This is a genomic window from Salinivibrio sp. PR5, from assembly GCF_001996085.1.
In the GTDB taxonomy this organism is placed as follows: Bacteria; Pseudomonadota; Gammaproteobacteria; order Enterobacterales; family Vibrionaceae; genus Salinivibrio; species Salinivibrio proteolyticus.
Map to the genome: position 1 here is coordinate 101,982 of NZ_MUFK01000005.1, position 24,991 is coordinate 126,972.

At 52.9% G+C, this 24,991-nt stretch carries 18 protein-coding genes; 8 read left to right on the top strand and 10 right to left on the bottom strand.

The genetic code is table 11. The features are described from left to right. Positions 1-12 precede the first annotated feature (12 nt). Positions 13-2,505 (top strand): penicillin-binding protein 1A, encoded by a 2,493-nt coding sequence (locus BZG82_RS03665; protein WP_077479764.1) that lies wholly within the window; start codon positions 13-15, stop codon positions 2,503-2,505. A gap of 64 nt (positions 2,506-2,569) precedes the next feature. Here BZG82_RS03665 and oxyR read toward each other — a convergent pair whose 3' ends face one another. After that, a complete protein-coding gene (gene oxyR / locus BZG82_RS03670; protein WP_077765180.1) occupies positions 2,570-3,502 on the bottom strand; it encodes a DNA-binding transcriptional regulator OxyR in 933 nt (310 codons plus the stop codon). A 149-nt stretch (positions 3,503-3,651) separates the two neighbouring features. On the opposite strand from oxyR, the gene BZG82_RS03675 reads away from it, so the two are divergent. From BZG82_RS03675 to BZG82_RS03685, 3 genes are all read left to right on the top strand, one after another. Next, positions 3,652-4,383, top strand: a complete 732-nt coding sequence (locus BZG82_RS03675) for a glutathione peroxidase (protein ID WP_077765181.1) — start codon at positions 3,652-3,654, stop codon at positions 4,381-4,383. Between the two features lie 52 nt (positions 4,384-4,435). Further along, positions 4,436-5,887: a dihydrolipoyl dehydrogenase gene (locus BZG82_RS03680; RefSeq protein WP_077479766.1), complete on the top strand. Its 1,452-nt coding sequence runs from the start codon at positions 4,436-4,438 to the stop codon at positions 5,885-5,887. A 161-nt stretch (positions 5,888-6,048) separates the two neighbouring features. Then, a complete protein-coding gene (locus BZG82_RS03685) occupies positions 6,049-6,321 on the top strand; it encodes a DUF3624 domain-containing protein (RefSeq protein ID WP_077765182.1) in 273 nt (90 codons plus the stop codon). On the opposite strand, the gene BZG82_RS03690 is transcribed toward BZG82_RS03685, so the two are convergent. The 5 genes from BZG82_RS03690 to argC all read right to left on the bottom strand — a co-directional run bounded on the left by BZG82_RS03690 (position 6,318) and on the right by argC (position 12,982). After that, complete coding sequence (locus BZG82_RS03690; RefSeq protein ID WP_077765183.1) at positions 6,318-7,787, bottom strand: alkaline phosphatase; 1,470 nt, start codon at positions 7,785-7,787, stop codon at positions 6,318-6,320. The genes BZG82_RS03685 and BZG82_RS03690 overlap by 4 nt on opposite strands. Positions 7,788-8,000: 213 nt before the next feature. After that, the gene (argH, locus tag BZG82_RS03695) at positions 8,001-9,881 is read right to left on the bottom strand and encodes an argininosuccinate lyase (RefSeq protein ID WP_077765184.1); all 1,881 of its coding nucleotides are present in this window, start codon (positions 9,879-9,881) and stop codon (positions 8,001-8,003) included. 35 nt (positions 9,882-9,916) lie between these two features. After that, a complete protein-coding gene (locus BZG82_RS03700) occupies positions 9,917-11,128 on the bottom strand; it encodes an argininosuccinate synthase (protein ID WP_077765185.1) in 1,212 nt (403 codons plus the stop codon). A 54-nt stretch (positions 11,129-11,182) separates the two neighbouring features. Continuing rightward, the gene (argB, locus tag BZG82_RS03705; protein ID WP_077765186.1) at positions 11,183-11,962 is read right to left on the bottom strand and encodes an acetylglutamate kinase; all 780 of its coding nucleotides are present in this window, start codon (positions 11,960-11,962) and stop codon (positions 11,183-11,185) included. A 9-nt stretch (positions 11,963-11,971) separates the two neighbouring features. Then, positions 11,972-12,982 carry an N-acetyl-gamma-glutamyl-phosphate reductase gene (gene argC, locus BZG82_RS03710; protein WP_077765187.1) on the bottom strand — a complete coding sequence of 337 codons (1,011 nt, stop codon included), beginning with the start codon at positions 12,980-12,982 and terminating at the stop codon, positions 11,972-11,974. 530 nt (positions 12,983-13,512) lie between these two features. Between argC and ppc the strand changes: the two genes are divergently transcribed. The 3 genes from ppc (at position 13,513) to BZG82_RS03725 (ending at position 18,232) form a co-directional block, all read left to right on the top strand. Further along, positions 13,513-16,146, top strand: coding sequence for a phosphoenolpyruvate carboxylase (ppc, locus tag BZG82_RS03715; RefSeq protein ID WP_077765188.1), 2,634 nt, complete (start codon positions 13,513-13,515; stop codon positions 16,144-16,146). A gap of 183 nt (positions 16,147-16,329) precedes the next feature. Continuing rightward, complete coding sequence (locus tag BZG82_RS03720; RefSeq protein WP_077765189.1) at positions 16,330-17,607, top strand: O-acetylhomoserine aminocarboxypropyltransferase/cysteine synthase family protein; 1,278 nt, start codon at positions 16,330-16,332, stop codon at positions 17,605-17,607. 64 nt (positions 17,608-17,671) lie between these two features. Continuing rightward, complete coding sequence (locus BZG82_RS03725) at positions 17,672-18,232, top strand: PadR family transcriptional regulator (protein WP_077765190.1); 561 nt, start codon at positions 17,672-17,674, stop codon at positions 18,230-18,232. Positions 18,233-18,284: 52 nt separating this feature from the next. Here BZG82_RS03725 and metF read toward each other — a convergent pair whose 3' ends face one another. The 3 genes from metF to metB form a co-directional block, all read right to left on the bottom strand. Next, positions 18,285-19,184 (bottom strand): methylenetetrahydrofolate reductase, encoded by a 900-nt coding sequence (gene metF / locus BZG82_RS03730; protein WP_069589847.1) that lies wholly within the window; start codon positions 19,182-19,184, stop codon positions 18,285-18,287. 251 nt (positions 19,185-19,435) lie between these two features. Next, positions 19,436-21,877, bottom strand: coding sequence for a bifunctional aspartate kinase/homoserine dehydrogenase II (locus BZG82_RS03735; RefSeq protein ID WP_077765191.1), 2,442 nt, complete (start codon positions 21,875-21,877; stop codon positions 19,436-19,438). A 69-nt stretch (positions 21,878-21,946) separates the two neighbouring features. After that, positions 21,947-23,104 carry a cystathionine gamma-synthase gene (gene metB, locus BZG82_RS03740; protein WP_077479515.1) on the bottom strand — a complete coding sequence of 386 codons (1,158 nt, stop codon included), beginning with the start codon at positions 23,102-23,104 and terminating at the stop codon, positions 21,947-21,949. 172 nt (positions 23,105-23,276) lie between these two features. On the opposite strand from metB, the gene metJ reads away from it, so the two are divergent. Continuing rightward, positions 23,277-23,594 (top strand): met regulon transcriptional regulator MetJ, encoded by a 318-nt coding sequence (metJ, locus tag BZG82_RS03745; RefSeq protein ID WP_069589843.1) that lies wholly within the window; start codon positions 23,277-23,279, stop codon positions 23,592-23,594. 114 nt (positions 23,595-23,708) lie between these two features. Here the strand turns inward: metJ and BZG82_RS03750 are convergent, their stop codons facing one another. Then, on the bottom strand, positions 23,709-24,962 hold the full coding sequence (locus BZG82_RS03750) for a malic enzyme-like NAD(P)-binding protein (RefSeq protein ID WP_069590824.1): 1,254 nt from the start codon (positions 24,960-24,962) through the stop codon (positions 23,709-23,711). Positions 24,963-24,991 lie beyond the last annotated feature (29 nt).

Sequence of the window (24,991 nt, forward strand, 5' to 3'; positions counted from 1 at the left end):
GGGAAATCTCAGGTGAAGTTCATAAAGCGTCTGCTTATCTTTGCACTGGTTTGCACAGTGCTGGGAGTCACTACAATTTTCGGGTTTTACCTGTACGTAAAACCAGACCTCCCCGATGTGGCGACACTGAAAGATGTCGAGCTACAAACCCCAATGCAGGTATACAGTGCTGACGGCAAGCTGATCTCCCAATTTGGTGAGAAGCGACGTATTCCCGTTAAGCTGGAAGACATCCCACCGCAAATGATTGATGCGCTAATCGCCACTGAAGACAGTCGCTTCTATCAACACCCGGGGATCGACCCAATTGGTATCGTTCGGGCCGCGGTGGTGGTAGCCATGTCAGGCAGTGCGAAGCAAGGGGCCAGTACCATTACCCAACAGTTGGCGCGAAATTTCTTCCTTTCTAACGAAAAACGCATTATGCGCAAGATAAAAGAGATTTTTATCGCGGTGCATATCGAGCAATTACTGAATAAGGACGAAATCCTTGAGCTGTACTTTAACAAGGTTTTTCTCGGCTACCGCGCCTATGGCGTCGGTGCCGCCGCCCAAGTGTACTTTGGTAAGACATTAGACGAGCTGACCTTAAGTGAAATGGCGGTGATTGTCGGCCTCCCTAAAGCGCCATCCACCATGAACCCGTTGTACTCCTTGTCTCGTGCTACTGAGCGCCGTAACGTGGTGCTAGCTCGCATGCTTAAAGAAGGCTACATTTCGCAAGCCGAGTATAGCCAAGCGAAGAATGAGCCGATTGTCGCGCGTTATCACGGCGCTGAAATTGAGCTCGATGCGCCTTATGTCGCAGAAATGGCGCGTGCATGGGCGGTAGAACACTTTGGCGACGATGCTTACACATCGGGCATTCGCATATACACCAGTGTCGACTCCGATATGCAACGCGCGGCCAATGATGCAGCGATGGATAACATCCTGGCTTACGATCGTCGCCACGGCTTCCGCGGTCCAGTCGCGACCTTATGGCAAGCCGCAAGCGACCGCTGGCAACACCAGCGTATTGTCGATTATCTTGCCAAGCAGCCTAGCTATGGTCCACTAGAGCCTGCCATCGTGACCGAAGTGAGTGACCAATCCGCCTTAGTGGTTGGTCCTAATGGCCAAGAAATTACACTCGATTGGGCGGGGATGGACTGGGCGCGCCCTTACATTACCGATAATCGACAAGGCCCCGCGCCCAAACACGCCAGTGATATTTTACAAAGCGGTGAGCAGGTGTGGATTCGTCGCGTTGACGATCAATGGCACTTGGCGCAAGTGCCCAACGCCAATACCGCCTTAGTATCCATGTCGCCTACCACGGGGGCTATCAAAGCCTTAGTGGGTGGATTTAACTTTGTGCATAGCAAATTTAATCGTGCCACCCAATCGGTGCGCCAAGTGGGTTCGAGCATCAAACCCTTTATCTATTCGGCGGCCATCCATGAAGGCATGACCCTTGCCACCTTGATCAATGACGCCCCCATCAACCGCTGGGATCGCAGTCAAGGCGTGGCATGGCGTCCGAAAAACTCGCCGCCACGTTATGAAGGGCCACTGCGTGCCCGTATTGGCTTGGCACAATCGAAGAACGTGATGGCCGTGCGTGTCCTGCGTCGTGTTGGGTTGGACGATACCCTAGATTATCTGACTCGCTTTGGCTTTAAACGTAGTGATCTCCCTCGCGCCGAAGCCATTGCACTCGGCGCAGGCAGCTTAACGCCGGTTGAAATGGCACAAGGGTTTAGCGTATTTGCCAATGGTGGCTACTTTATGGAGCCCTTTATCATCGATCGGGTAGAAACGCCCTTCGGTGAAGAAATTTATCGTGCTAACCCATCGGTGATTTGCGATGACTGCGAAAAACCGATGGAGAAGGCTGACCCCTTCAACGAGCAGAATTTGCTGACCGATAACGGCGAAGAATCGCCACAGCCCGCAAAACAAGTTATTGACGAGCAAAATGCGTTCTTGGTGCGCGAAATGATGCAGAGCAATATTTGGGGCGGCGGCGACTGGCGCTATGGCACCGGTTGGAATGGCACCGGCTGGCGCGCACAAGCACTCAAACGACGGGATATCGGCGGTAAAACAGGGACCACCAACGACTCTAAAGACACTTGGTACACAGGCTATGGCCCGGGTATCGTCACCACGGTATGGGTCGGCTTTGATGACCACTCACGTGAATTAGGGCGCACAACCCGCAACAGCAACCTGAATGACGAACAGCAACCGATTCGTGGGGCCGAGTCTGGCGCCAAAACCGCTGGGCCCGCATGGATAGACTTTATGCAAAAAGCGCTCGCGGATGTGCCAGAACAAAGCAAGGTGGTGCCACCGGGTATCGTCAAGGTACGCATTGACCGTGAAACCGGTTTGCTCACCCGCAAAACCGACCACACCTCGATGTTCGAGTACTTTATTAAAGGGACAGAGCCAACCGAATACGTCTCGTCTCAGCCGAGCGGCACCATCTATGAAACAGAGACCGAATCGCTATTTTAATCGACCGTATCCGTGACAATTGAAGTGACCCCCAGTATTGGATATCCAGCACTGGGGGTTCTTTTTATCCTGCGTTTAATGCGGCAGGCTCAGCACTTAACGGCGTGTCCATGACTGCGACCATGTGCTCACGGATCACTTCAGCCAATTGTTCATAGCGCCCTCGCAATGGTGAACCGGGGCGATAATCCAAGGTGATCTGCCGTGTCGGTGTTGGCGACGTGGTGGGAATATAGGCCACGCCATCACGGCGCTGTGCCGGGACGGATAAGCGAGGGAGTAAGGTGATACCACTGCCCGCCGCGACCATATTGCGGAGTGTTTCTAAACTGGTGGCACGAAAACGCTGATCTTCACGCGCCCCCACTTTAAAACAAAAGCCCATCGCTTGGTCACGTAAGCAATGACCATCGCCCAGCATTAACAAGGTCTCTCCTTGCAGGACATCTAACGCCACTTCAGCACACCCCGCAAGCTTATGCGTCTCACTAACCGCTAATAACATTGGCTCTTCATACAATGGCAGCTCTTTTAAATGCTGGGTTTCTTCCACAGAAGCCAAGATGATGCAATCGAGTTTGCCCTCTTCCAGTTGCTGCACTAACTGCTGCGTCTGTCCTTCGTGAATGAATAGCTCCAATTCTGGAAAACGGTCGCGCAGCATGGGAATGATCTTCGGCAACAGATAAGGGCCGACGGTCGGGATCAGGCCAATATGTAGGGGGCCGGTCATACTTTCCCCTTGTTCACTGGCCAATTCGGTCAAAATTGTGACTTCTCGCAATACGTTACGTGCCTGCTGTACTAACCTCATACCCGCATCCGTGAACAACACACGACGACTGGTGCGCTCTAACAAACTCACGCCCAGCTCATCTTCCAGCTTACGAATCTGTCCGCTCAAGGTGGGTTGGCTAACAAAACACGCTTCGGCCGCTTTGCGAAAGTGGCGGTGTTCAGCCAGCGCCACCAGGTATTCCAAATCACGAATATTCATTGCTGTCTCTTCTATAGGAGAAAACTATCAAAACCATAGCATCAAGCGATTAGAGCTATCAATCTTCTTTCGCGATACTACATCCATCAAGACACGGCGAGTCAGACACATGCCGTCGACAGTTAACGACCAAATCAAAAGGGGAAACCATGTTTGCATCAAAAGAAGGCCAACCAGTACCACAAGTTACCTTCCGTACTCGCGAAGGCGACCAGTGGAAAGACGTTACCACCGATGACATTTTTGCCAATAAAACCGTGATTGTATTCAGCCTGCCGGGTGCGTTTACACCGACCTGTTCATCCTCGCACCTGCCGCGCTATAACGAGCTATATCCGGTGTTCCAACAGTACGGCGTTGATGACATTGTCTGTGTGTCCGTCAACGACACCTTTGTGATGAATGCATGGAAAGCCGACCAAGACGCTGACAACATTCATGTCCTGCCTGATGGTAACGGCGAGTTTACTGATGGCATGGGAATGCTGGTCGACAAAAACGATCTTGGCTTTGGCAAACGCTCATGGCGCTACAGCATGCTGGTGAAAAACGGCGTGGTCGAGAAAATGTTTATCGAACCCAACGAGCCAGGCGACCCGTTCAAGGTCTCTGATGCCGACACCATGCTGGGCTACATCGCCCCTGATCACAAACTGCAAGACTCGATCACTGTGTTTAGTAAGCCAGGCTGCCCATTCTGTGCCAAGGCCAAACAAGCCCTGATCGACGCAGGTCTTCAGTTTGAAGAAATCATCCTCGGTAAAGACGCCACCACGGTTTCTTTGCGTGCGGTGAGCGGTCGCGCCACCGTGCCACAAGTATTTATCGGTGGCCGTCATATCGGTGGCAGTGAAGAGCTCGATACCTACCTAAATCAGTAATCCGCTGTTTGGGCGGCCTCTTTGCCGCCCGTTATTTTCCCAGGAGAAAGCAATGAAAACATTAACGGTTGATGTGGCTGTGATTGGTGGCGGAACCGCCGGACTCGGTGCTTATCGCGCAGCCAAAGCGCATACGGATAACGTGGTGATGATTGAAGGCGGCCCCTATGGCACCACGTGTGCGCGAGTTGGCTGCATGCCTTCCAAACTGTTAATTGCGGCGGCTGAAGCGGCGCATCATATCGACAAAGCGCCCGGCTTCGGTGTGTATCCCGGCGGCACCACGGAAATTAATGGCCGTGAGGTGATGGATCGGGTGAAACGCGAGCGTGACCGCTTTGTCGGCTTTGTACTGGAAAGTGTCGATGACATTCCCGCTCAAGACAAAATTGATGGCTATGCGCGCTTTGTAGATGATCACACCTTAATGGTCGACGATCACACCACCATCCACGCTGATCGCATCGTGATCGCGACAGGATCTCGTCCAAGCTGGCCGTCTGCTTGGGATCACCTTGGCGATCGTTTAGTGGTCAATGATGATATTTTCGAATGGGACGATCTGCCTGACTCAGTTGCGGTATTTGGCCCAGGTGTGATTGGCCTTGAGCTAGGACAAGCGCTGCATCGCCTCGGGGTCGAGATGATTATGTTTGGCGTCGGCGGCCAAGTGGGCCCGCTGACCGATCCGGACATCATGGCATATGCGGATAAAACCTTTAGCGAGGAGTTTTATCTCGACGCCGATGCCAAGGTGGAAGAGATGGTGCGTGAAGGCGATAAGGTGCAAATCCGTTATCGTGATAAAGAGGGCGAGAGCCAACTACGCTGGGTCGACTATGTAGTTGCCGCCACCGGTCGTCGTCCCAATGTCGACAAGCTAAACCTCGATGCGACCAGCATCAAAGTGGATGCCCGCGGCGTGCCAGTTGCCGATAGTTACACCCTGCAAACCACGGCACCGCACATTTTTATTGCCGGTGACGCCAGTAACCAAATTCCGTTGCTGCACGAAGCGGCTGACCAAGCGCGTATCGCCGGTGACAACGCCGGACGCGGCAAAGATATCCGTGCCGGATTACGCCGCAGCAAGCTCTCCGCAGTCTTCTCCGACCCACAAATCGCAATGGTGGGCGAAAGCTACAAAGCGATTACCGACCGTCTCGGCCCCTGCGGCTGCTTTGAAACCGGCGTGGTGTCGTTTGAAAACCAAGGCCGCTCACGAGTAATGCTGCGTAACAAAGGTTTGTTACACGTTTATGCCGAGCAAGGGACTGGCCGCTTTCTTGGCGCTGAAATGATTGGTCCGAACGCTGAGCACTTGGCCCACTTGTTGGCATGGGCACATCAAAATCAAATGACCATTTCGCAAATGTTAGATATGCCCTTCTATCACCCAGTGATTGAAGAAGGGGTACGTACCGCGCTGCGGGATGTGAATGCCAAGCTCAAACTCGGCCCTGAAATGATCAAACACTGCATGGACTGCGGCCCAGGCTGCTAACCCACTGCCCTTTTCGCCGACACTCGGCGCTTTACAGGCGCTGCCTGTTGCTTCCCCAAGCACTTGCTTACCTTTTGCCCTCCTCGTTGGAGGGCTTTTTTGTATCTGGCGGCCCACTGCGCCACAATAAGCTATCGCTACTACCGACCAAGAGACACCGCATGGCTTGCAAATACTGTCAGTCCGCGATTTGGCAACAAAAACTGGGACGCTGTACCCGTTGCATGAAACAACTGTCCGCCATCTGCGCGCTACTTTGGCCACTCTGGTGGTGGGGCTATGCCGACACGCCACGGCAAGTGGAGTCGATTGCATTATTGTTCGCCGCCGGCAGTGCCAGTGTGCTACTCACGCTACATGTGGTGATTTATCCGTTTCGGCGCAATAAAAAACCCGCGCCGGGGCGCGGGTCATCAGACACACCAGACGATTAATCAGCCAGACCCGTGGCTTCGTTAATCACGTGGAAAATGTAGTTTTGCTCCACGGCCCCTTGGAACAACCACGCCATCGGCCCACGCGCCATGATGGCCACATCTTCACCGGAGTGGGTTTCCGAACCAAGCTTAATCAAGGATTGCTGTTTGTAATCCAGCGCACGCACCTGCCCTTCTTGCAAGTTTTCACGCTCACCTTTCACCGCTCCCGGGCCGTTACCATAGGTGATGGTGGTATAGGTTTTACCAAAATCATCCTGATTCAAGCGCCCCTTTTGACGTGACAAACCGAGAATCGGATTGCCCCGCTCCGCATAGCCGTTCATCACCATGGTATGGGCATGGTCGGCGGTGACAATGATCAGGGTATCTTCTGGGTTGGTTTTCTCTAAGGCCACTTTAATGGCATCGTCGTAAGCCAACGTATCTTCTAATGCTCGCGCGGCGTTGCCCGCATGGTGAGCATGGTCGATACGTCCGGCTTCCACCATCATCACATAGCCGTCTTTGTCGCGGCTGAGCATATCGATCGCCTTGCTGGTCATTTCCGCCAATGACGGCTCATCTTGGCTTTCACGGCGATCCGCTTCATATTTCATGTGGCTGCTTTCAAACAAACCAAACACGCGTGAGGTGGTCGCCGGATCGATGGCATCAAAACCGGATTTATCGAAAATGTATTGCCCATCAGGGTGACGGGTTTGCCATGCCTCAATCAGGTTGCGTCCATCTTTACGCTTGCCCTTTTTGCCCTCAGGATCGACGCTATCGGTAGGAATAAATTCACGCCGTCCGCCGCCGAACGCCACCTGAAATCCTTCACCAGCATCAAAGTCGACAAACTGGCTGGCGATATCGGTACAGCCTTGGTTTTTGGCAATGTTGGGTAACTTGCTATCGTTCTCCCAATTGCGATCCGCACTGTGCGCGTAGGTGGTGGCTGGGGTGGCGTGGGTTAAACGGGCGGTTGAGATTAAACCCAACGCCTTACCCTTCTCGCCCGCCATTTCAAATAGGGTTTTCGCTTCGTTACCTTTGGCGGTACTGCAAAAACCACGCTGGACATTATCGTCAACACTGATGATCCCAGCTTTGGTTTTCACTCCAGTGACCATCGCCGTCGCGGTCCCGGCCGAGTCAGGGGTTTGCATGTCGGTATTATAGGTTTTTGCTAGTGCAACATGCGGCAGGCTTTCCATGCCAAGGCGGTTTTCCTCACCGGTTTTTCCTTGCTGCTGCCCCTGATAAATCCGCGCCGCGGTGATTGTCCCCACACTCATGCCATCACCGATAAAGAGGATCACGTTTTTGGCTTTGCCCGTAATAGGTGGGTTCGCTTTAGCGGCCGCCAATGCCGCTTGCGCGTCTTGGTACCAGACATCGTTTTGTTGAGGCACTGCTGCGTGTGCAGTTGCCGCTAATAAGGCTGAGGCCACTGCGGCCGTCACGGTTGTTTTCACCACAAAATCTCCATCATTAACGAGAAAACGCGGGCATGATGGTCATTGCACGTGACGCTTCTGTGACAAACCGTACAATGTAACAATTTGTAAGCCACTCAATTTGATGAAGTTTTTATGACACCGATAGGTAAAAAGGCTGCGACTTAGTCAGCACACAGCCTTTAGGAGGGATAACGACGACGCTGATAGCGTCAGCCAATAGACGATGTCACCCTACTCCAGCGTAGAGAAGGTCGAAATCGTGGCTGGCCCAGCAATGTTATAGGTCAGTGCCACTTCGTCACAGGCGTGAAAGCGCGGACAGATTTCACAATCTTTCATCACTTTCTCAGGCAGTTGCGATTTCGACACCGGGGTAAAGCCTAATTGAGTGAAAAACTCGGGCACTCGGGTGAGGACAAAGACTTGCTCAATCGCCATTTGCTTGGCTTTTTTAATCAAGTGCATCATCAGCGCGGTACCGTGACCTTGGCGCTGCCAGCCTGCTTCGACTCCTAAAGAGCGAATTTCTGCCAGCCCTGAGTCGTAAATATACAGCGAGCCGCAGCCAGTCAAATCCCCTTGATGCTCGGAGACCGCAAACAGGCCAATATTGCGCACCAATTCATGGCGGTCTCGAGGTAAGTTCTCCCCCAACTTCGCCCAATACACCACCATGCCTTCGATGGTATCGAGGTCGGTGAGCCTTGCCGAGCGCACCGTGACTTTGGGGGTAAAGCGCTTATCCAAACGCTTTTGTGCTTCTTGAATAGCAAAGCTAACCTGCTCGGGCGCGACCCCACCGAGTGCACGACGTTGAGCCAAGCAGGATTCAATCGTGAGCATGGCATACACATCGTCTTCAATGACCGGTGAGAATTGCTGCAAGGTGGCAAGCGGCAGCGCTTCTAATGCACAACCTTGCTCAATGGCGGATACTACCGCCACGCCCACAATATGGTGTGCTTCACGGAACGGGATCCCTTTGCTCACCAAATAATCCGCGAGCTCGGTGGCGTTGGCATGACCTTGCTGCGCCGCCTGCAAGGTTTTGTCTTTGTGAATGGTGATACCTTCAAAACACAAGGCGGCCATATCCAAGCAATCATGCCAAGTGTCCATCGCATCGAAGAGCCCTTCCTTGTCTTCTTGCATATCCTTGTTATAGGCCAGTGGCAAGGCTTTGACCGTCATCATCATTGCCGACAAGGTGCCATACACGCGGCCGGTTTTACCGCGGATAAGCTCTAGGGCATCGGGGTTTTTCTTTTGTGGCATCAGCGATGAGCCTGACGTCACCGTATCGGCCAGCTCGATAAACCCGGATTCGCCCGAGTTATAGAAGATCATATCTTCGGCCATCCGCGATAAATGCAGCATTGATATCGACGCCGCAGACAGCATCTCCATCACATGATCACGGTCCGAGACTGAGTCAAGGCTATTACGGGTGGCCCGCTCAAAACCCAGTTGTTGCGCCAAGGCATCGCGATCAATCGGGTACGCCGTGCCTGCCAGCGCGCCGGATCCTAACGGACAGGTATCCAGACGCTTAAGCGCATCTTGTAAGCGGGTGGTGTCGCGCTCAAACATCTCCAGATAGGCCAAACACCAATGGGCAAAGGTCACTGGCTGAGCACGCTGCAAGTGGGTGTAGCCGGGCAGCACGGTATCATGGTGCTGACTGGCCACATCCACCAGCTGCTGCTGAAGCTTGTCGAGAGACAGTAAGATTTGCTGGCCTTGCTGGCGACACCAGAGTTTGAGATCCGTGGCAACCTGATCGTTGCGTGAGCGTCCGGTGTGAAGCTTTTTGCCCAAATCCCCGACTTTATCGATCAGTTGCTGCTCAACCCAGCTGTGAATATCCTCGGCCTCTGAGCTTAAGATTTGCTTCGGGTTTTCCATCACCGACAACTTGAGTTCATTGAGCGCGAGCTCCAATTGCTGTTGCTCGTCATCACTCAGCACGCCCACTGAACGCAAGGCTTTGGACCAAGCAATGGAGCCCACAATGTCTTGCTCTGCTAGGCGATAGTCAAAGCGCAGTGAATCGTTAAACGCTTGAAACCGTTTGTCTGCTGCCTGACTAAAGCGTCCGCCCCATAATGCCATGCTGTCTCTCCTTACTGCTCACGATGCTTTTTTAATTAGGATTGTTTTTGTTTGTTCAGCGTCCGAATCCGGCTCGACAGCGAATACAAACGGATAAAGCCTTCGGCATGGCTGTGATCGTAGACATCGTCATCACCAAAGGTGGCAAAGTCTTCCGAGTACAAACTATTGGTTGAACGCTTTTGGACCACTGTCGCTTGGCCTTTATAGAGTTTGATCACCACCTCGCCCGTTACCGGCGCGGCAAGAGAATTGGCCGCGGCAAGAATAGACTGGCAAAGCGGGGTAAACCAACGCCCATCATAAATCAGGTGAGACGCTTTTAAACCGAGCTCCTCACGGAACTGATAACTCTCTTTATCCAGCACCAATTGCTCAACACCACGCAGCGCTTCCATGATGATGGTGCCACCCGGGGTTTCATAACAGCCGCGGGATTTCATCCCCACCAAACGGTTCTCAACAATATCAATCCGTCCCACGCCATGCTGGGCGCCTTTGTCGTTCAGCAGCGTCAGCACGTCATAAGGCGACATAGACTCACCATCGACCGAGACCACCTCTCCGCTTCGTACTCCCAAGGTGACAAACTCAGGCGTATTGGGCGCCTCTTCTGGTGCGACGGTCCATACCCAGCAATCTTGGTTGGCCGCGGTCCAAGTATCTTCCAGAACACCACCTTCGGTCGAAACGTGCCAAGCATTGGCATCACGTGAATAAATTTTCTCAAGGCTCGCCGTACAAGGAATGTCACGGGCGGCCAAGTAATCGAGCAAGGCTTCACGACTGGTGAGATCCCACTCTCGCCACGGCGCAATCACTTTCAGTTGCGGCGCCAACGCGGAGAAGGTGCTCTCAAAACGGACTTGATCGTTACCCTTGCCGGTACAGCCGTGGCACAGTGCATCCGCCCCGACCTCTAGGGCACATTCGACCTGCGCTTTGGCAATGATAGGACGTGCCATCGAGGTGCCCAGAAGATACTTACCTTCATACACCGCACCGGTTTTCAGGCTGGGGTAAATATACTCCGCCACCATTTCATGTTTCAGATCGGCGATAAAACACTGTGATGCCCCCGAGGCAAGTGCTTTTTGCTCAATGCCATCGAGCTCTTGTTCGCCTTGACCCACGTCAGCGACAAAGGCCACCACTTCACAGTCATAGTTTTCTTTTAGCCAAGGAATGATGGCCGAAGTATCCAATCCACCCGAATAGGCCAGTACGACTTTATTTACCTTACTCATCTTGCTCTCCTTAAATCCTAAATCGACGGTGTCGTCGCGTCGTTATACGTCTAATTAACTGGCGCTAAACCGGGTGCCGATTTGCTGGCCATCGAATAATTGCGTGAGTTTTTCTGGGTAACGCCAGGTGGCAATCTCCACGGGTTTACCCAGTTCACGGGCAGCGGCAAACGCCGCGTTGACCTTGACCACCATGCCATCGGTGATCACCCCTTTTTCCATTAAGTGCTGCGCATCTAACTCGGTAAGGCAAGGCAGCAAGTGCCCTTTGCCGTCTAACACGCCGCTAACATCCGACAGCAACACCAGCTCCGCGCCAAGAGTGGTTGCCACCGCTACCGCTGCTTGGTCGGCATTGACGTTCATCAACTCACCTTGGTCACTGATGCCAATCGAGCTAATAATGGGAACACAATCCGCGGCCAATACCGCCTGCAACAGGCTCGGATCACCGGCGCTGGCTTCCCCCACTGCACCTAGCTCGGGGTCCAGTTGGCTGACCTGACACAAGCCGCCATCGGCCAAGCTCAAGCCACAGCTTTTAATCTTCGCCTTACGCGCCTCAGCTAACAGCAGCTTATTGGCCGTCCCGGCTAAGGCACCGGTGACATAATCAATCTGGTCGACTGGCGTGACCCGTAAGCCTTGTTTTTTCACACTGGTGAGGGCGAGTTTTTTCAGCAGTTGATCAACCAAGTAGCCGCCACCGTGCACCAGCACTAGCGGGCGCTCAGCCTCACTGCGATAGGTGTTCATCGCGCCGAAAACCTTGGCGAGGGTCTCGCTGCAGCTCAGTGCTGCGCCGCCTAATTTAATCACTAATGGCGTTTTCATCCGTTTCTCCTAGACAATCGCTGTGGTTTCGGCAAAGCCAAACTTAAGGTTTAAACACTGCACGGCTTGGCTGGCCGCGCCTTTAAGTAAGTTATCGATCGCACTGGTAAGGATCAGATGCCCATGCGCGGCCTGATAGCCAATATCGCAAAAGCCGGTATGTTGCACCGCTTGCAGCTTGGCCACCTCACCGGCAGGAAGTACCCGTACCAGCGGCGCATCTTGATAAGCCTGGTTCAGTACCTGCCCCACCTCGGCCTCACTAGCACCTGGCGCTAATTTGGCGGTAATGGTGGCAAGAATGCCGCGTTTGTAACTGCCAAGGTGTGGGGTGAAAATCACCGGCGTATCTAGGTGTGCAGCAATCTCTGGCTGATGACGGTGAGAAAACACCCCGTAGGCATGCAGGCTCACTTCGCAAAAACTATTGGTCAGGCTCGCTTTGCGCCCCGCGCCCGTTACGCCACTGGTGGCATTGATCACCGGCCACATTTGTTTATCCAACAAGCCTGCATCCAGCACAGGTTTGAGCGGTAATTGGCTGGCGGTCGGGTAACATCCCGGCACGGCTACCAGCTGCGCTGCAGATAATGCTTCCTGTTGCCACTCCGCCAAGCCATACACGGCTTGCGCCAGCCATGCCGGTGACTGGTGCGAAAAGCCGTAATTGGTAGGATAAAAATCCGCTTGATTGACCCGATATGCCCCCGACAAATCAAACACCACGCAACCTTGAGCCAGAAAAATCGGCGCCAATTCATGACTAACCGCATGCGCAGTGGCTAAAAACACCACATCGGCTTGCTTGGCCACATCCTGTGGCGAGGTCAAAGGCATCAGTAGCATATCCACTACACCACGCAATTGGCCGTGCAACGCGCTCACGGGGCGGTTGGCGTCTTCACTGCCTGCCGAGACATATAAACCGGCCAAGTGCAGTTGCGGATGGCGATGGACAAGGGCGACAAGCTCGGCTCCTGTGTAGCCACTGGCACCGACAATAATGGTGTTAAGGGTCATGGGTGTCTCTCTTTATAGGTGTTTAAGGCGTGCTGCGGGGCAGCAGAATATCGAGGGCGTAGCCGATAGCCACGCAAAGCAGGCTAGCGTCGTCGAGCAGAAAGGGCGTTGTGTTTGGCAGCGAGTGGAATCATGGTCAACTCTCAAAAAATATTTTTATTCATAAATAGTGAATGTTTATTTTTTATCGCATTCCCGTTTGACCGTCAACCCCCAAAAAGCGTAAAAAATCACTTTTAATGTCTATTCATTCATTTTGGAGCAATAATTCCATCTAACCATGCAAATAACACTACTGCCATTCATGAGAAAGTCGCGATACGGCGGGCGCGGAGAAGCCCTCGGGAGGATGGCAAACCTGAAAGCTGAAACTTTTTTTCAGCTTTTGGGGTAGCTCTATGATAAGCATCAAATCCGGCGGCCAGTTTTCGCGCTAATTTGCGGTTAAGTTGACCCGATCGCGCAATATTCGCTAGATTGGTTCTTTACAGTCACAGTAGGATGTAACTTTGTTACAGAATGGATACGCTATGAACGAAAAGTACTCTGCCTTAAAAAGCAATGTCAGTATGCTTGGCCGTCTGCTGGGTAACACCATCCAAGATGCCCATGGTCCAGCACTCTTAGAAAAAGTTGAGGAAATTCGTCAGCTCTCAAAATCGGCTGCCGCTGGCAATCAGGACGATCATGCTAAGCTGAAAACCGTGCTGCAAAACTTGCCGGCTGACCAACTGCTTCCGGTCGCCCGCGCCTTTAGCCAATTTTTGAATCTGACTAATATCGCCGAGCAATATCACACCGTCTCGCGTCAATGCGACGCGTTGGAGTGCAGCCCGGATGCTATCGACGATTTACTCCGCCGTGTCAGCCAAGGTGAGATTGATGCCAATGACGCGCAACAAGCGATCGCCGATTTAAAAATTGAGTTAGTCCTGACCGCTCACCCGACCGAAATCGCACGCCGTACCACCATTCATAACTTGGTGCAGATTAATAAGTGTTTATCGAAGTTAGAGCTCAGTGAACATTTGGGGGCGGCAGAGCGTGCCAAAACAGAGAAACGTCTTGAGCAGTTGATTGCACAAGCATGGCACACCGATGTAATTCGCCAAGAGCGACCTACCCCACTTGATGAAGCCAAATGGGGCTTCGCGGTGATTGAAAATTCACTGTGGCAAGCAGTACCGGCGTTTTTACGCCAATTTGATCAGCAGCTTGAAAGCCATCTCGATATCAACTTACCCATTGATGCCAAACCGGTACAAATTTCCTCGTGGATGGGCGGCGACCGCGACGGTAACCCCTATGTCACCAGCGAGGTTACCCGTGAAGTGATGCTGTTATCACGCTGGAAAGCAGCGGATTTGTATTTGCGCGATGTGCAGGATTTGATCAGTGAACTGTCAATGACACAGTGTGATGACACTGTGCGTGAGATGGCCGGCGAGGCGCACGAACCGTATCGCGCTATCCTCAAAACCTTGCGCAGCCAGCTAACTCATACCTTGAGCTATTTGGACGCCAAACTGAAAGGCGAACGCGTCTCCTCACAAGGGATCCTGACCGATACTCAGCAATTGTGGCAGCCATTACTGGCGTGTTACCAGTCTCTCCATCAATGTGGCATGGGCATTATTGCCGACGGCAAGTTGCTTGACCTACTTCGCTGCGTGCAATGCTTTGGCGTGCACCTGATCAAACTCGATATTCGCCAAGAAAGTACCCGCCATGCCGATGTGCTCTCAGAAGTAACCCGTTATTTGGGAATGGGCGATTACGCCCAATGGAGCGAGCAAGACAAGCAAGCCTTCTTAACCCGCGAGCTGGCGTCTAAGCGTCCGTTGTTGCCACGTGATTGGTCACCGTCGCCTGACGTCCAAGAGGTGATCGACACTTGCCGAGTGATTGCCGAGCAGCCGCGCGAAGCCTTGGGTGCCTACGTCATTTCGATGGCTCGCACCGCTTCCGACGTGCTGGCTGTCCACCTATTGCTGCAAGAAGCCGGTTGTCCATTCCGCATGGACGTGTGTCCGCTATTCGAAACCTTGGACGATCTGAACAATGCCGAGGCAGTGATTGGTGAACTACTGGCCATTGATTGGTACCGAGGCTTTACCCAGAACTTCCAAATGGTGATGATCGGTTACTCGGATTCCGCCAAAGACGCTGGAGTGATGGCCGCCGGTTGGGCGCAATATCGCGCCATGGAAGCGCTAGTCAATTTATGCGATGACCAATGCGTCGACTTGGTACTTTTCCACGGCCGTGGCGGCACCGTAGGTCGCGGTGGTGCACCCGCGCATGCGGCATTGCTCTCACAACCTCCGCGTAGCTTAAAAGGCGGTTTGCGGGTGACCGAACAAGGCGAGATGATCCGCTTTAAATTGGGTCTGCCTGACGTTGCTGTCAACAGCTTAAACCTGTACACCAGCGCCATTTTGGAAGCGAACTTGCTGCCACCACCAGAGCCTAAGCAAGAGTGGCGTCAGCTGATGGACACCTTAAGTGACATCTCCTGCCAAGCTTACCGTGATGTGGTACGCGGCCATGAGCAATTTGTCCCTTACTTCCGCTCTACCACGCCTGAGCTTGAGTTAGGCAAACTGCCACTGGGATCGCGCCCGTCCAAACGTAACCCCAACGGTGGTGTGGAAAGCTTACGAGCCATTCCTTGGATTTTCGCCTGGAGTCAAAACCGATTATTGCTGCCAGCTTGGCTGGGGGCGGGACAAGCTATCGATCACGCCATTGCAAAAGGCCATAAAGCCCAGCTGGAAGAAATGTGCCGCGAATGGCCATTTTTCTCCACCCGCCTTGGCATGCTAGAAATGGTGTTTACCAAAACCAACTTAGACATTGCCAAGTACTATGATCAGCGCTTGGTCGATGAGAGCCTCTGGCCGTTAGGTGAATCCTTGCGTGAGCAATTACGCCAAGATATTCAGGTTGTGCTGGCAGTGGAAAATAGCGACAACCTGATGGAGCAAAACCCGTGGGGCGCTGAAGCGATTCGCTTACGTAATATTTATGTTGAGCCGCTCAATATGTTGCAAGCCGAGCTGTTATACCGTACACGGCAATCGGAACAAGGCGATCAGTCACTCGACGATGCCTTGATGATTTCCATTGCGGGGATTGCCGCGGGGCTGCGCAATACCGGTTAATCCTTGATAGTAGAGCCGTACCCTAGGGTGCGGCTTTTTTGTCTTGGCACACAGACGACGCTGAGGAAATCCTAACCACAGACTTTTTTATGCAAAGCCGCAGCTAATGCTTGCTGTTGCATTGATAATATTATTACTATTGAAGGTCGCACTGACGCGACCCAACAACGCAAAGGAATTGCCATGAAAGACGAAACCCTCTCGATTCATCACGGCTACCAGACCGACCCCACCACCAAATCGGTGGCAACGCCCATTTATCAAACCGTCGCTTACGAGTTTGATAATGCCCAACATGGTGCTGACCTGTTCAATCTTGATGTACCGGGCAATATCTACTCACGGATAATGAACCCGACCAACGACGTGTTGGAACAACGCGTGGCGGCACTAGAAGGCGGTATTGCGGGGCTTTGCGTCAGTGCCGGCGCGGCGGCCATCACCTATGCGATTCAAACCCTCGCCAAGGCCGGTGATAACATCGTCGCCACACCACAGCTTTACGGTGGCACCTATACCTTGTTTGCCCACATGCTCCCTGAGCAAGGCATTGAGGTGCGTTTTGCCGCGAGTGACGACGCCAGTGCCATTGAGGCGCTGATCGATGCCAATACTAAAGCGGTGTATTGCGAGTCGATTGGTAACCCGGCCGGCAATATCGCCGACATTGAAGGCTTAGCCAAGGTTGCCCACGCGCATGGGGTCCCGTTGGTGGTCGACAATACCGTGGCCACACCGGTTTTGTGTAAACCGATTGAGCACGGGGCCGATATCGTGGTGCACTCACTCACCAAGTACATTGGCGGTCATGGCACCACCCTTGGCGGCATGATTGTCGATGGCGGTACCTTTGACTGGGTGGCCCATCAAGCCCGCTTCCCGCAATTCTCACAACCGGAGCCGGCCTATCACGGCGTGGTTTACAGTGAGACCTTTGGCCCAGCCGCATTTATTGCCCGCGCACGTACGGTGCCGCTACGTAACAGTGGCGCAGCCCTCTCGCCGATGAATGCTTTTATGTTGATGCAGGGGTTAGAAACCTTGAGCCTGCGTATGGAACGCCATTGCGAGAACGCCAAAGCCGTGGCCGATTACCTAGCCAATCACCCTGCCGTGGCGTGGGTGAACTATGCCGGCCTTGAAACGCATCCGCATTATTCGCGCGCCCACACGCTGATCCGTGGTGGATTGCCCGCGTCACTGTTGTCGTTTGGCTTGAAAGGTGGCTTTGATGAGGGTGTGCGCTTTTACGATGCACTGAATTTATTTAAACGTCTGGTGAACATTGGCGATGCCAAGTCGCTCGCGTGTCATCCTGCTTCGACCACTCATCGTCAGTTAAACGAGCAGGAGCAGGCCGCGGCCGGCGTCACACCAGAAATGATCCGTCTTTGTGTCGGCATTGAGCATATTGATGACATCATTGCCGACCTTGAGCAGGCCTTGAGTTTGGCGAAATAACCCAAAGAAGGTTATCGCATTCCGGGCCGACCTATTGTTGTACGACTAATTGTGGATAGAAGAGATGTCACTACCCCATGTAATACTGACGGTGCTAAGCAACTGCGAGGCCACGGGTTACGATATTACCAAGGCGTTTTCCACTAGCATTAGCTATGTATGGAAAGCCAGCCATCAACAAGTGTATCGCGAGCTTACCAAGCTCGCAGAAAAAGGGGCGGTGAGCTGCCGCTTGGAGCCACAGATGGGTAAGCCCGACCGCAAGGTCTATGCCATTACGCCGATCGGCACTGACATGTTACAAACTTGGCTACTCAGTGAGCCAAAACTTGCCCCCGAACGGGATGAGTATGTCGCACGTCTGTTAAGCTGTGAGGTGCTCGACCCGTCCCCTATGCTAGGTCATGTTAATCAGTTAATTGCCGAATCGCAGCAACTCCTCAACCATTACGCCATGATTGAGCAACGCGAATTTGGTCAAGCCAACCCGCTCACCAATCAGCAGCGCCTGCTGCGTTTAGCCTTGCGTCGTACTATTCATCAACGCCGCGCTTGGCTGGCTTGGGCACAAGAGGTACGCGACGAATTGGCTATGCTAGCCCCTCGCGAACCTTGCTCGGCATAAATTGCAAACCACACAACACGCAACCTCAAAACGCCCCATTGTGGGCGTTTTTTTATGAGACCGCGGCAAGTGGACGCACGCCCAAGGTATGGCACAAGGCATAAGTAAGCTCGGCACGATTCAAGGTGTAGAAATGGAAATCTTTCACCCCTTCCCGACTCAGGACGCGCACCATATCGATAGCAATCGAGGCCCCAACCATCTGACGCGTAACAGGATCATCCTCTAGACCTTGGTATTGTTTGTGCATCCACTGCGGCACGCGCACATTGGTCATCTTGGCAAAGCGCGACGCCTGCTTAAAGTTGGAGACCGGCAAAATCCCCGGCACAATTTCGACATCAATGCCCGTCGCCACACAACGGTCACGAAAGCGCAGGTAGCTTTCCACATCGAAGAAAAACTGGGTAATCGCCCGGCTGGCCCCCGCATCCACTTTGCGCTTGAGGTTAATTAAATCCGCCTGCGCGCTTTTCGCTTCTGGGTGCACTTCGGGATAAGCGGCGACCGAAATATCAAAATCATGCTCTTCTTTGAGCAAGCGCACCAAATCAACCGCATACATATCGGGCTTTTTCTCTGGCGAGGGCAAGTCACCACGCAACGCCACAATGTCACGAATGCCGTTTTGCCAATAGTCGCGGGCAATATGACGCAGCTCGTCTTCGCTGGCATCAATGCAGGTCAAATGTGGCGCCGCGGCGATACCCGTTTGTTCATGAATGCTTTTCACAATGTCGTGGGTACGATCGCGCTCGCCTGAATTGGCGCCGTAGGTCACTGACATAAATTTAGGTTTGAGCGCTTTTAAGCGATGCACGGAGTTCCAAAGTGTCTCCTCCATGGTTGGGGTACTCGGCGGAAAAAACTCAAATGAGACGTTAATATCGCCATTTAGGTCAGCAATGTTCTGATTCAGTGCATCAATGTGGCCCGCGTGCGTGTAGCTCATACCCTCTCCCTGCAACCAATATGGTGTGTGCTATGATGTGTGTTTTGGTTTATACGTTTAGACGTCTATATGTCTAAAGATTGGCGTTATCCGGCGAGAATGTCAACGATACATTAATGAAAAAAACTCATAACGTTATGAATCAGGCCGTCGAGATCAGTATGGTGGAAAAGCCGTTGATGCGTGGCAGAAAAAAGGCTGCTCAACGCATCATTGAGCAGCCTAGTCAACGTGGGATACAAATGCGCTAGCTAGTGGAGACGTCCAATCAAACGGTTAAGATCGGATTGAATCGCGCCTGCAGTGACATCACGCCCCGCGCCAGGGCCACGAATGACTAATGGATTTTCGCGATACCATTGGCTTTCAATCGCAAATACATTGTCACACGGCAGCAGATGCGCCAGCGGGTGTTCAACCGGCAGGGTTTCTAAACTGACTTGCGCTTTACCTTGGCCGTCTAAACGCGCCACATAACGTAGCACCGAGCGGTCGCGTTGTGCCTTCATTAAACGTTCATGCAGTACCTCATCCATTTGGCTGGCGTTATCTAAAAAACCGTCCAAAGAAAGTGCTTGCAGCGTCTCTGGCACTAACGACTCCACTTTCACTTGTTCCGGCTCTAACGCCATACCGGCCTCACGCGCTAATATCACCAGCTTGCGCACCACATCCGCGCCGGAGAGATCTTCACGCGGATCAGGCTCGGTTAATCCTTGCTGCCAAGCCTGCTCAAGCAACACGCTAAACGGAACCTCGCCGCTAAATTGTAAAAATAGCCACGAGAGTGTGCCGGAGAAAATGCCGGATAAGGCTAGGATCTGATCGCCACTTTCCTGTAAATCTTGCACCGCGTAGTTAATCGGCAACCCTGCCCCGACGGTCGCGTTGTAAAGCCAATGCCGTCCGGTTTTAGCAAAGGCCTGCTGAATAGCATGATATTGCTCTGCCGGTGCCGCCCCCGCTTCTTTATTCGCCGAGATCAAATGAAAGCCATGTTCAGCAAGGCGCGGATACAAGTATGCGAGGGATGCACTGGCAGTGACGTCCAACACAATCACATCGTCATAGGGATGATTGAGCAGGCGAGTAAGCCACTCGTCATCAAAATAGGGCTCGCTTTTGTCATCGAATCCGTCTAACACACGGCTAGGATCGATACCGGCAAAATCCAACCATTGGTTGCGACTATCCACCACAGAGATCAATGAGACACCTTTACCATGGCGCTTCTCCAGCGCTGTTTTTTGCTCGGCAAAGAGACTGAGCCAGCGGGTACCAATGTTACCTTTTCCCACTAACACCAAACCGATGCGGCGCTGAGCCTGAAACAGGGCATCGTGCATCCCCGCCACCAAGGCTTGGGTCTGCATTTGACGCAAAATCGCAACCAAGCTAAGCCCAGACGCCGACTCACTCATAAACTCGACAGGGTGTGCTTTTAGCTGTTGGTAAAAGCCGTGGCAATGGACGGGGTTATTGACCACACCGGCCCCCACCGCCGCCACCATGCTAAAGCCCTCACGCAAACGCAATTCCGCAGACAAGCCCGCGTCCTGAATCTGTGCCATCACGGTATCGATCACTTCTGCACTGAATGCCAATTGAATGCGATGCTGGTCATCACGGTAATCGACAGCTAGAGGTTGCAGCTTGAGCTGAGTCAGGGTGCGGCTTAGCTCCTGCTTAAACGCCTGAAAGTCGAGGCCGCGTGCGACATCAAACTGCAACAGGCAGACATCATCTAGCGCCGTAATGATCTTTGCACCACGCCCAGAGGCGAGCACACGTTCGATACGGGTTGAGCCACTATCAGGTGCATGCGTGCAGCGCAAGGTGAGATCGGTGGCACTCTGCGCGACCGGTTGTAAGGTGCGGCTATGTAGCACAGGGGCAGCAAGACGTGCCAGCTCAGCCGCCTCATCCAATCGAATCAAAGGCAACAAACAAGCATTGTCCACGTGACGCGGGTCGGCACTGTACACCCCTGCCACATCACTCCAAATCGTCACCCGACTCACCCCAGCCAGTGCGCCTAAAATGGTTGCCGAGTAATCGGACCCATTGCGGCCAAGCAGCACGGTTTCTCCCGCTTGGTTTTGTGCCATAAAGCCCGTGATCACCACTTGGGTGTGGGCATATTGGGATAACTGGTTGTTCAGCAATGGCCAAGACGCTCCCCGATCAACTTCTGGCTGCGCTGCTCGCTCTGCACGTAGACACAGACGTGAGTCCAACATCACAGCCGGTTGCTGGTGCTGGCTAAGCAAGCTCGCCAGTAAGCGTGCCGACCATACCTCGCCAAACCCTTGAATACGCGCCTTATCTGCGTCAGTCAGCGCGCCCTCACCCAAGGTCGCAATCGTGGCGATGTCTGTATACAAGGCATCGACAAGGCGCTGCTTATCTTCACCATCAATCAGATTTTCAATTAAATCTTGCTGAAAGCCGCGCAAGGTCTGTAGCGTTTCATGGGCGAGGCGACCGTCTTTGTTGAGCTGAGCCAAATAGGCAATCAATTGGTTAGTGGTTTTGCCTGCCGCGGAGACCACAATCAAATCTTGGCGGCCCGCGTGGGCGGTCAATACATCGACAACCCGACGATAGCAGGCGGGCGACGCCAAGCTGCTGCCGCCAAATTTATGAAGTTGTCGTTGTGATTCAGGGGACGTCTCCGTCGATTGCGCATGCATGACAAGGTCTCTCTTTGTCTAACCAAATATCAGGGTAAAGCAAGGAACAGCGCCGTAACGTTGTTCAGGTTACGCGGCTAATGCCGCAAAAGCGTGGGCCAAATCCGCGATGAGATCATCCGCATCTTCCAGTCCGATTGAAAAGCGCAGCAAAGTCGGTGCGATACCCGCTTCCGCTTGCGCCACATCACTCATCGCCCGATGTGTCATGGAGCCTGGGTGTGTGACCAAGCTTTCTACACCGCCTAACGACTCTGCTAAAGCAAATAGCGAAAGGCCTGCGATAAAACGCGCCACCCCGTCACTGTCGGTATCCAATTCCAAGCTCAGCATACTACCAAAGCCTGATTGCTGACGGGCAGCAATTTCGTGACCCGGATGGGTAGCGAGTCCCGGATAATAGAGTTGGCGCACAGCAGGAACCGTTTGCAGATAGGCGAGTACCGCTTGCGTGTTTTGCTGGTGTTGTTTAACCCGTGCGCCTAAGGTACGCAACCCTCGCAATGTCATATAACTGTCAAACGCGTTGCCCGTGGCGCCTATACAGTTGCCCCACCACGCTAAGGTTTCGGCAAGCTCACTGGTTGCTGCGATCACCGCGCCACCGACAATATCAGAATGGCCATTAATAAATTTGGTGGTCGAATGCACCACCATGTCGGCCCCTAGCGCAAGAGGTTGCTGTAAAGCGGGAGATAAAAAAGTGTTGTCGACCACCACCCAAGCGCCGACTTGATGCGCTTGCTGGCAAATATCAGCAATATCGACCACGCGCAGCAAGGGGTTCGATGGGGTTTCCACCAGTACCAACTTTGGCGATTCTGCCAAGGCGCTCGCCAAGGCGTCTGGGTCGGATTGATCGACAAATTTAACCTGCCAAATTCCCTGCTTGGCTCGGGACTCAAGCAAGCGGTACGTGCCACCATAACAGTCATGTGGGGCCACAATTTTGTCACCCGCATTCAATAGCGATAACACCAAATTAATCGCGGCCATCCCGCAGTTGGTTACCACCGCACCTGCGCCGCCTTCTAAGTCAGTCAATGCTTGCTCTAGCTGGGCGCGGGTCGGATTCCCTCCGCGTGCATAGTCATAGGTGGGCACATCCCCAAACGCAGGAAAGCGATAATTGGTCGAGAGATATAAAGGGGGAACCACCGCATGATGTTGCGTGTCGGTGCCAATGCCAGTTCTTACAGCGATGGTGTCAGTTTTTTTTCGGGTCATGGTTCATCCTTGCGATGTGGTGCGCGAGCCAGCGTTGTTATCCTCACCTTACCCTGCACTTTTTGAGACGTCAACACTTCTAGACGTCTATACAGCTTTGCATGTGGCGGTTAATATAGCTAGAATCTCCGCAGCATCATTCTGGGTATTCAATAATCAAGATAGGTGAGACATGGCGCAGTGGAACGGCGATTACATTAATCCGTATGCCGAGCATGGTAAGAAAAAGGAGCAGGTGAAAAAAATCACCGTTTCTATCCCACTTAAAGTTTTAAAAATTCTCACTGACGAGCGGACACGCCGTCAGGTTAATAACCTGCGTCACGCGACCAACAGTGAGCTGCTGTGTGAAGCATTTTTGCATGCTTATACCGGCCAGCCATTGCCAACCGATGACGATATTCGCAAAGACAAGCCTGACAGCATTCCTGCTGAAGCGCGTCAGATCATGAAAGAACTAGGTATCGAGTTCGACGATAGCGAATACTAAAAAAACCCGCCGATTGGCGGGTTTTCTGTCATCATAGGTGCTCGGTACAGCCTTCTCAGGCTTTATGGCACTGCGATTTTCCTAACGCTCATGCATTATGCCTTGTCGAGCATATTACGCCTTGTCGAGCATATAGTTGTCTGGCATCTCGATACGGGCGACGCCAGTTTCAACCGCTGCAAGTGCCACCGCGCGAGCCACGCGTGGCAATAAGCGTGCATCCATTGGCTTAGGAATAATGTAATCCGGGCCAAAATGCAGCGCATCAACACCTGCCGCGTCCAATACCGACTGTGGGACAGGCTCTTTCGCCAAACCACGGATCGCCTCGACGGCTGCCAGTTTCATTGCATCATTAATTTCACTGGCACGCACATCCAACGCGCCACGGAAAATAAACGGGAAGCAGAGTACGTTGTTGACTTGGTTTGGATAATCCGAGCGCCCTGTTCCCATGATCAAATCATCACGGACTTGATGCGCGACCTCTGGATTAATTTCAGGGTCTGGGTTCGAGCAGGCAAAAACAACCGGCTTATCGGCCATCAGTTTTAATGCCTCTGGCGAGAGCAAGTCTGGCCCTGACACACCCACAAACAAATCGGCGCCCTCAATCACATCTTCGAGGGTACGTTTGTCGGTATTGTTGGCAAACAATTGCTTGTACTTATTGATGTCGTCACGACGGGTGTGGATCACGCCTTTGCGATCCAGCATGTAGATTTTTTCGCGTTGCGCGCCACATTTGATCAATAGCTCCATGCAGGCAACAGCCGCTGCACCAGCACCGAGGCACACAATGGTGGCTTCACGAATATCTTTGCCTTGCAGCTCAAGGGCATTCAGCATACCCGCCGCGGTAACAATCGCGGTACCGTGCTGATCATCGTGAAAAACAGGCACTTCACAACGTTCAATCAGCTGCTTTTCAATTTCAAAGCAATCCGGCGCTTTGATGTCTTCAAGGTTGATACCGCCAAAGGTATCCGCGATGTTCGCAACGGTATCCACGAATTCATCGATAGTACGGTGTTTGACTTCAATGTCGATCGAGTCCAAGCCAGCAAAACGCTTGAACAATAAAGCTTTACCTTCCATGACGGGCTTTGAGGCCATTGGCCCTAAGTTACCCAATCCCAAAATGGCGGTACCGTTTGAGATCACCGCAACCATGTTGCCCTTTGCGGTATATTGATACACAGCGTCTGGGTTCTGAGCGATTTCACGGACCGGCTCTGCAACGCCTGGGCTGTATGCCAACGCCAGATCCGCCGCCGAGTCAGCAGGCTTGCTCAATTCAACAGAGATTTTTCCGGGAGTAGGGTATGCATGATAATCCAGCGCTTGCTGGCGTTTATCGTCCGACATGTAGTGTTCCTAGTTATTATCGTGAAGGG

What these genes read in the sequence shown, in the direction of transcription:
- oxyR (WP_077765180.1), bottom strand. Translation starts at nt 3,502, where the DNA reads ATGAATATTCGTGATTTGGAATACCTGGTGGCGCTGGCTGAACACCGC.
- BZG82_RS03675 (WP_077765181.1), top strand. Translation starts at nt 3,652, where the DNA reads ATGTTTGCATCAAAAGAAGGCCAACCAGTACCACAAGTTACCTTCCGT.
- BZG82_RS03680 (WP_077479766.1), top strand. Translation starts at nt 4,436, where the DNA reads ATGAAAACATTAACGGTTGATGTGGCTGTGATTGGTGGCGGAACCGCC.
- BZG82_RS03685 (WP_077765182.1), top strand. Translation starts at nt 6,049, where the DNA reads ATGGCTTGCAAATACTGTCAGTCCGCGATTTGGCAACAAAAACTGGGA.
- argH (WP_077765184.1), bottom strand. Translation starts at nt 9,881, where the DNA reads ATGGCATTATGGGGCGGACGCTTTAGTCAGGCAGCAGACAAACGGTTT.
- BZG82_RS03700 (WP_077765185.1), bottom strand. Translation starts at nt 11,128, where the DNA reads ATGAGTAAGGTAAATAAAGTCGTACTGGCCTATTCGGGTGGATTGGAT.
- argB (WP_077765186.1), bottom strand. Translation starts at nt 11,962, where the DNA reads ATGAAAACGCCATTAGTGATTAAATTAGGCGGCGCAGCACTGAGCTGC.
- argC (WP_077765187.1), bottom strand. Translation starts at nt 12,982, where the DNA reads ATGACCCTTAACACCATTATTGTCGGTGCCAGTGGCTACACAGGAGCC.
- ppc (WP_077765188.1), top strand. Translation starts at nt 13,513, where the DNA reads ATGAACGAAAAGTACTCTGCCTTAAAAAGCAATGTCAGTATGCTTGGC.
- BZG82_RS03720 (WP_077765189.1), top strand. Translation starts at nt 16,330, where the DNA reads ATGAAAGACGAAACCCTCTCGATTCATCACGGCTACCAGACCGACCCC.
- BZG82_RS03725 (WP_077765190.1), top strand. Translation starts at nt 17,672, where the DNA reads ATGTCACTACCCCATGTAATACTGACGGTGCTAAGCAACTGCGAGGCC.
- metF (WP_069589847.1), bottom strand. Translation starts at nt 19,184, where the DNA reads ATGAGCTACACGCACGCGGGCCACATTGATGCACTGAATCAGAACATT.
- BZG82_RS03735 (WP_077765191.1), bottom strand. Translation starts at nt 21,877, where the DNA reads ATGCATGCGCAATCGACGGAGACGTCCCCTGAATCACAACGACAACTT.
- metB (WP_077479515.1), bottom strand. Translation starts at nt 23,104, where the DNA reads ATGACCCGAAAAAAAACTGACACCATCGCTGTAAGAACTGGCATTGGC.
- metJ (WP_069589843.1), top strand. Translation starts at nt 23,277, where the DNA reads ATGGCGCAGTGGAACGGCGATTACATTAATCCGTATGCCGAGCATGGT.
- BZG82_RS03750 (WP_069590824.1), bottom strand. Translation starts at nt 24,962, where the DNA reads ATGTCGGACGATAAACGCCAGCAAGCGCTGGATTATCATGCATACCCT.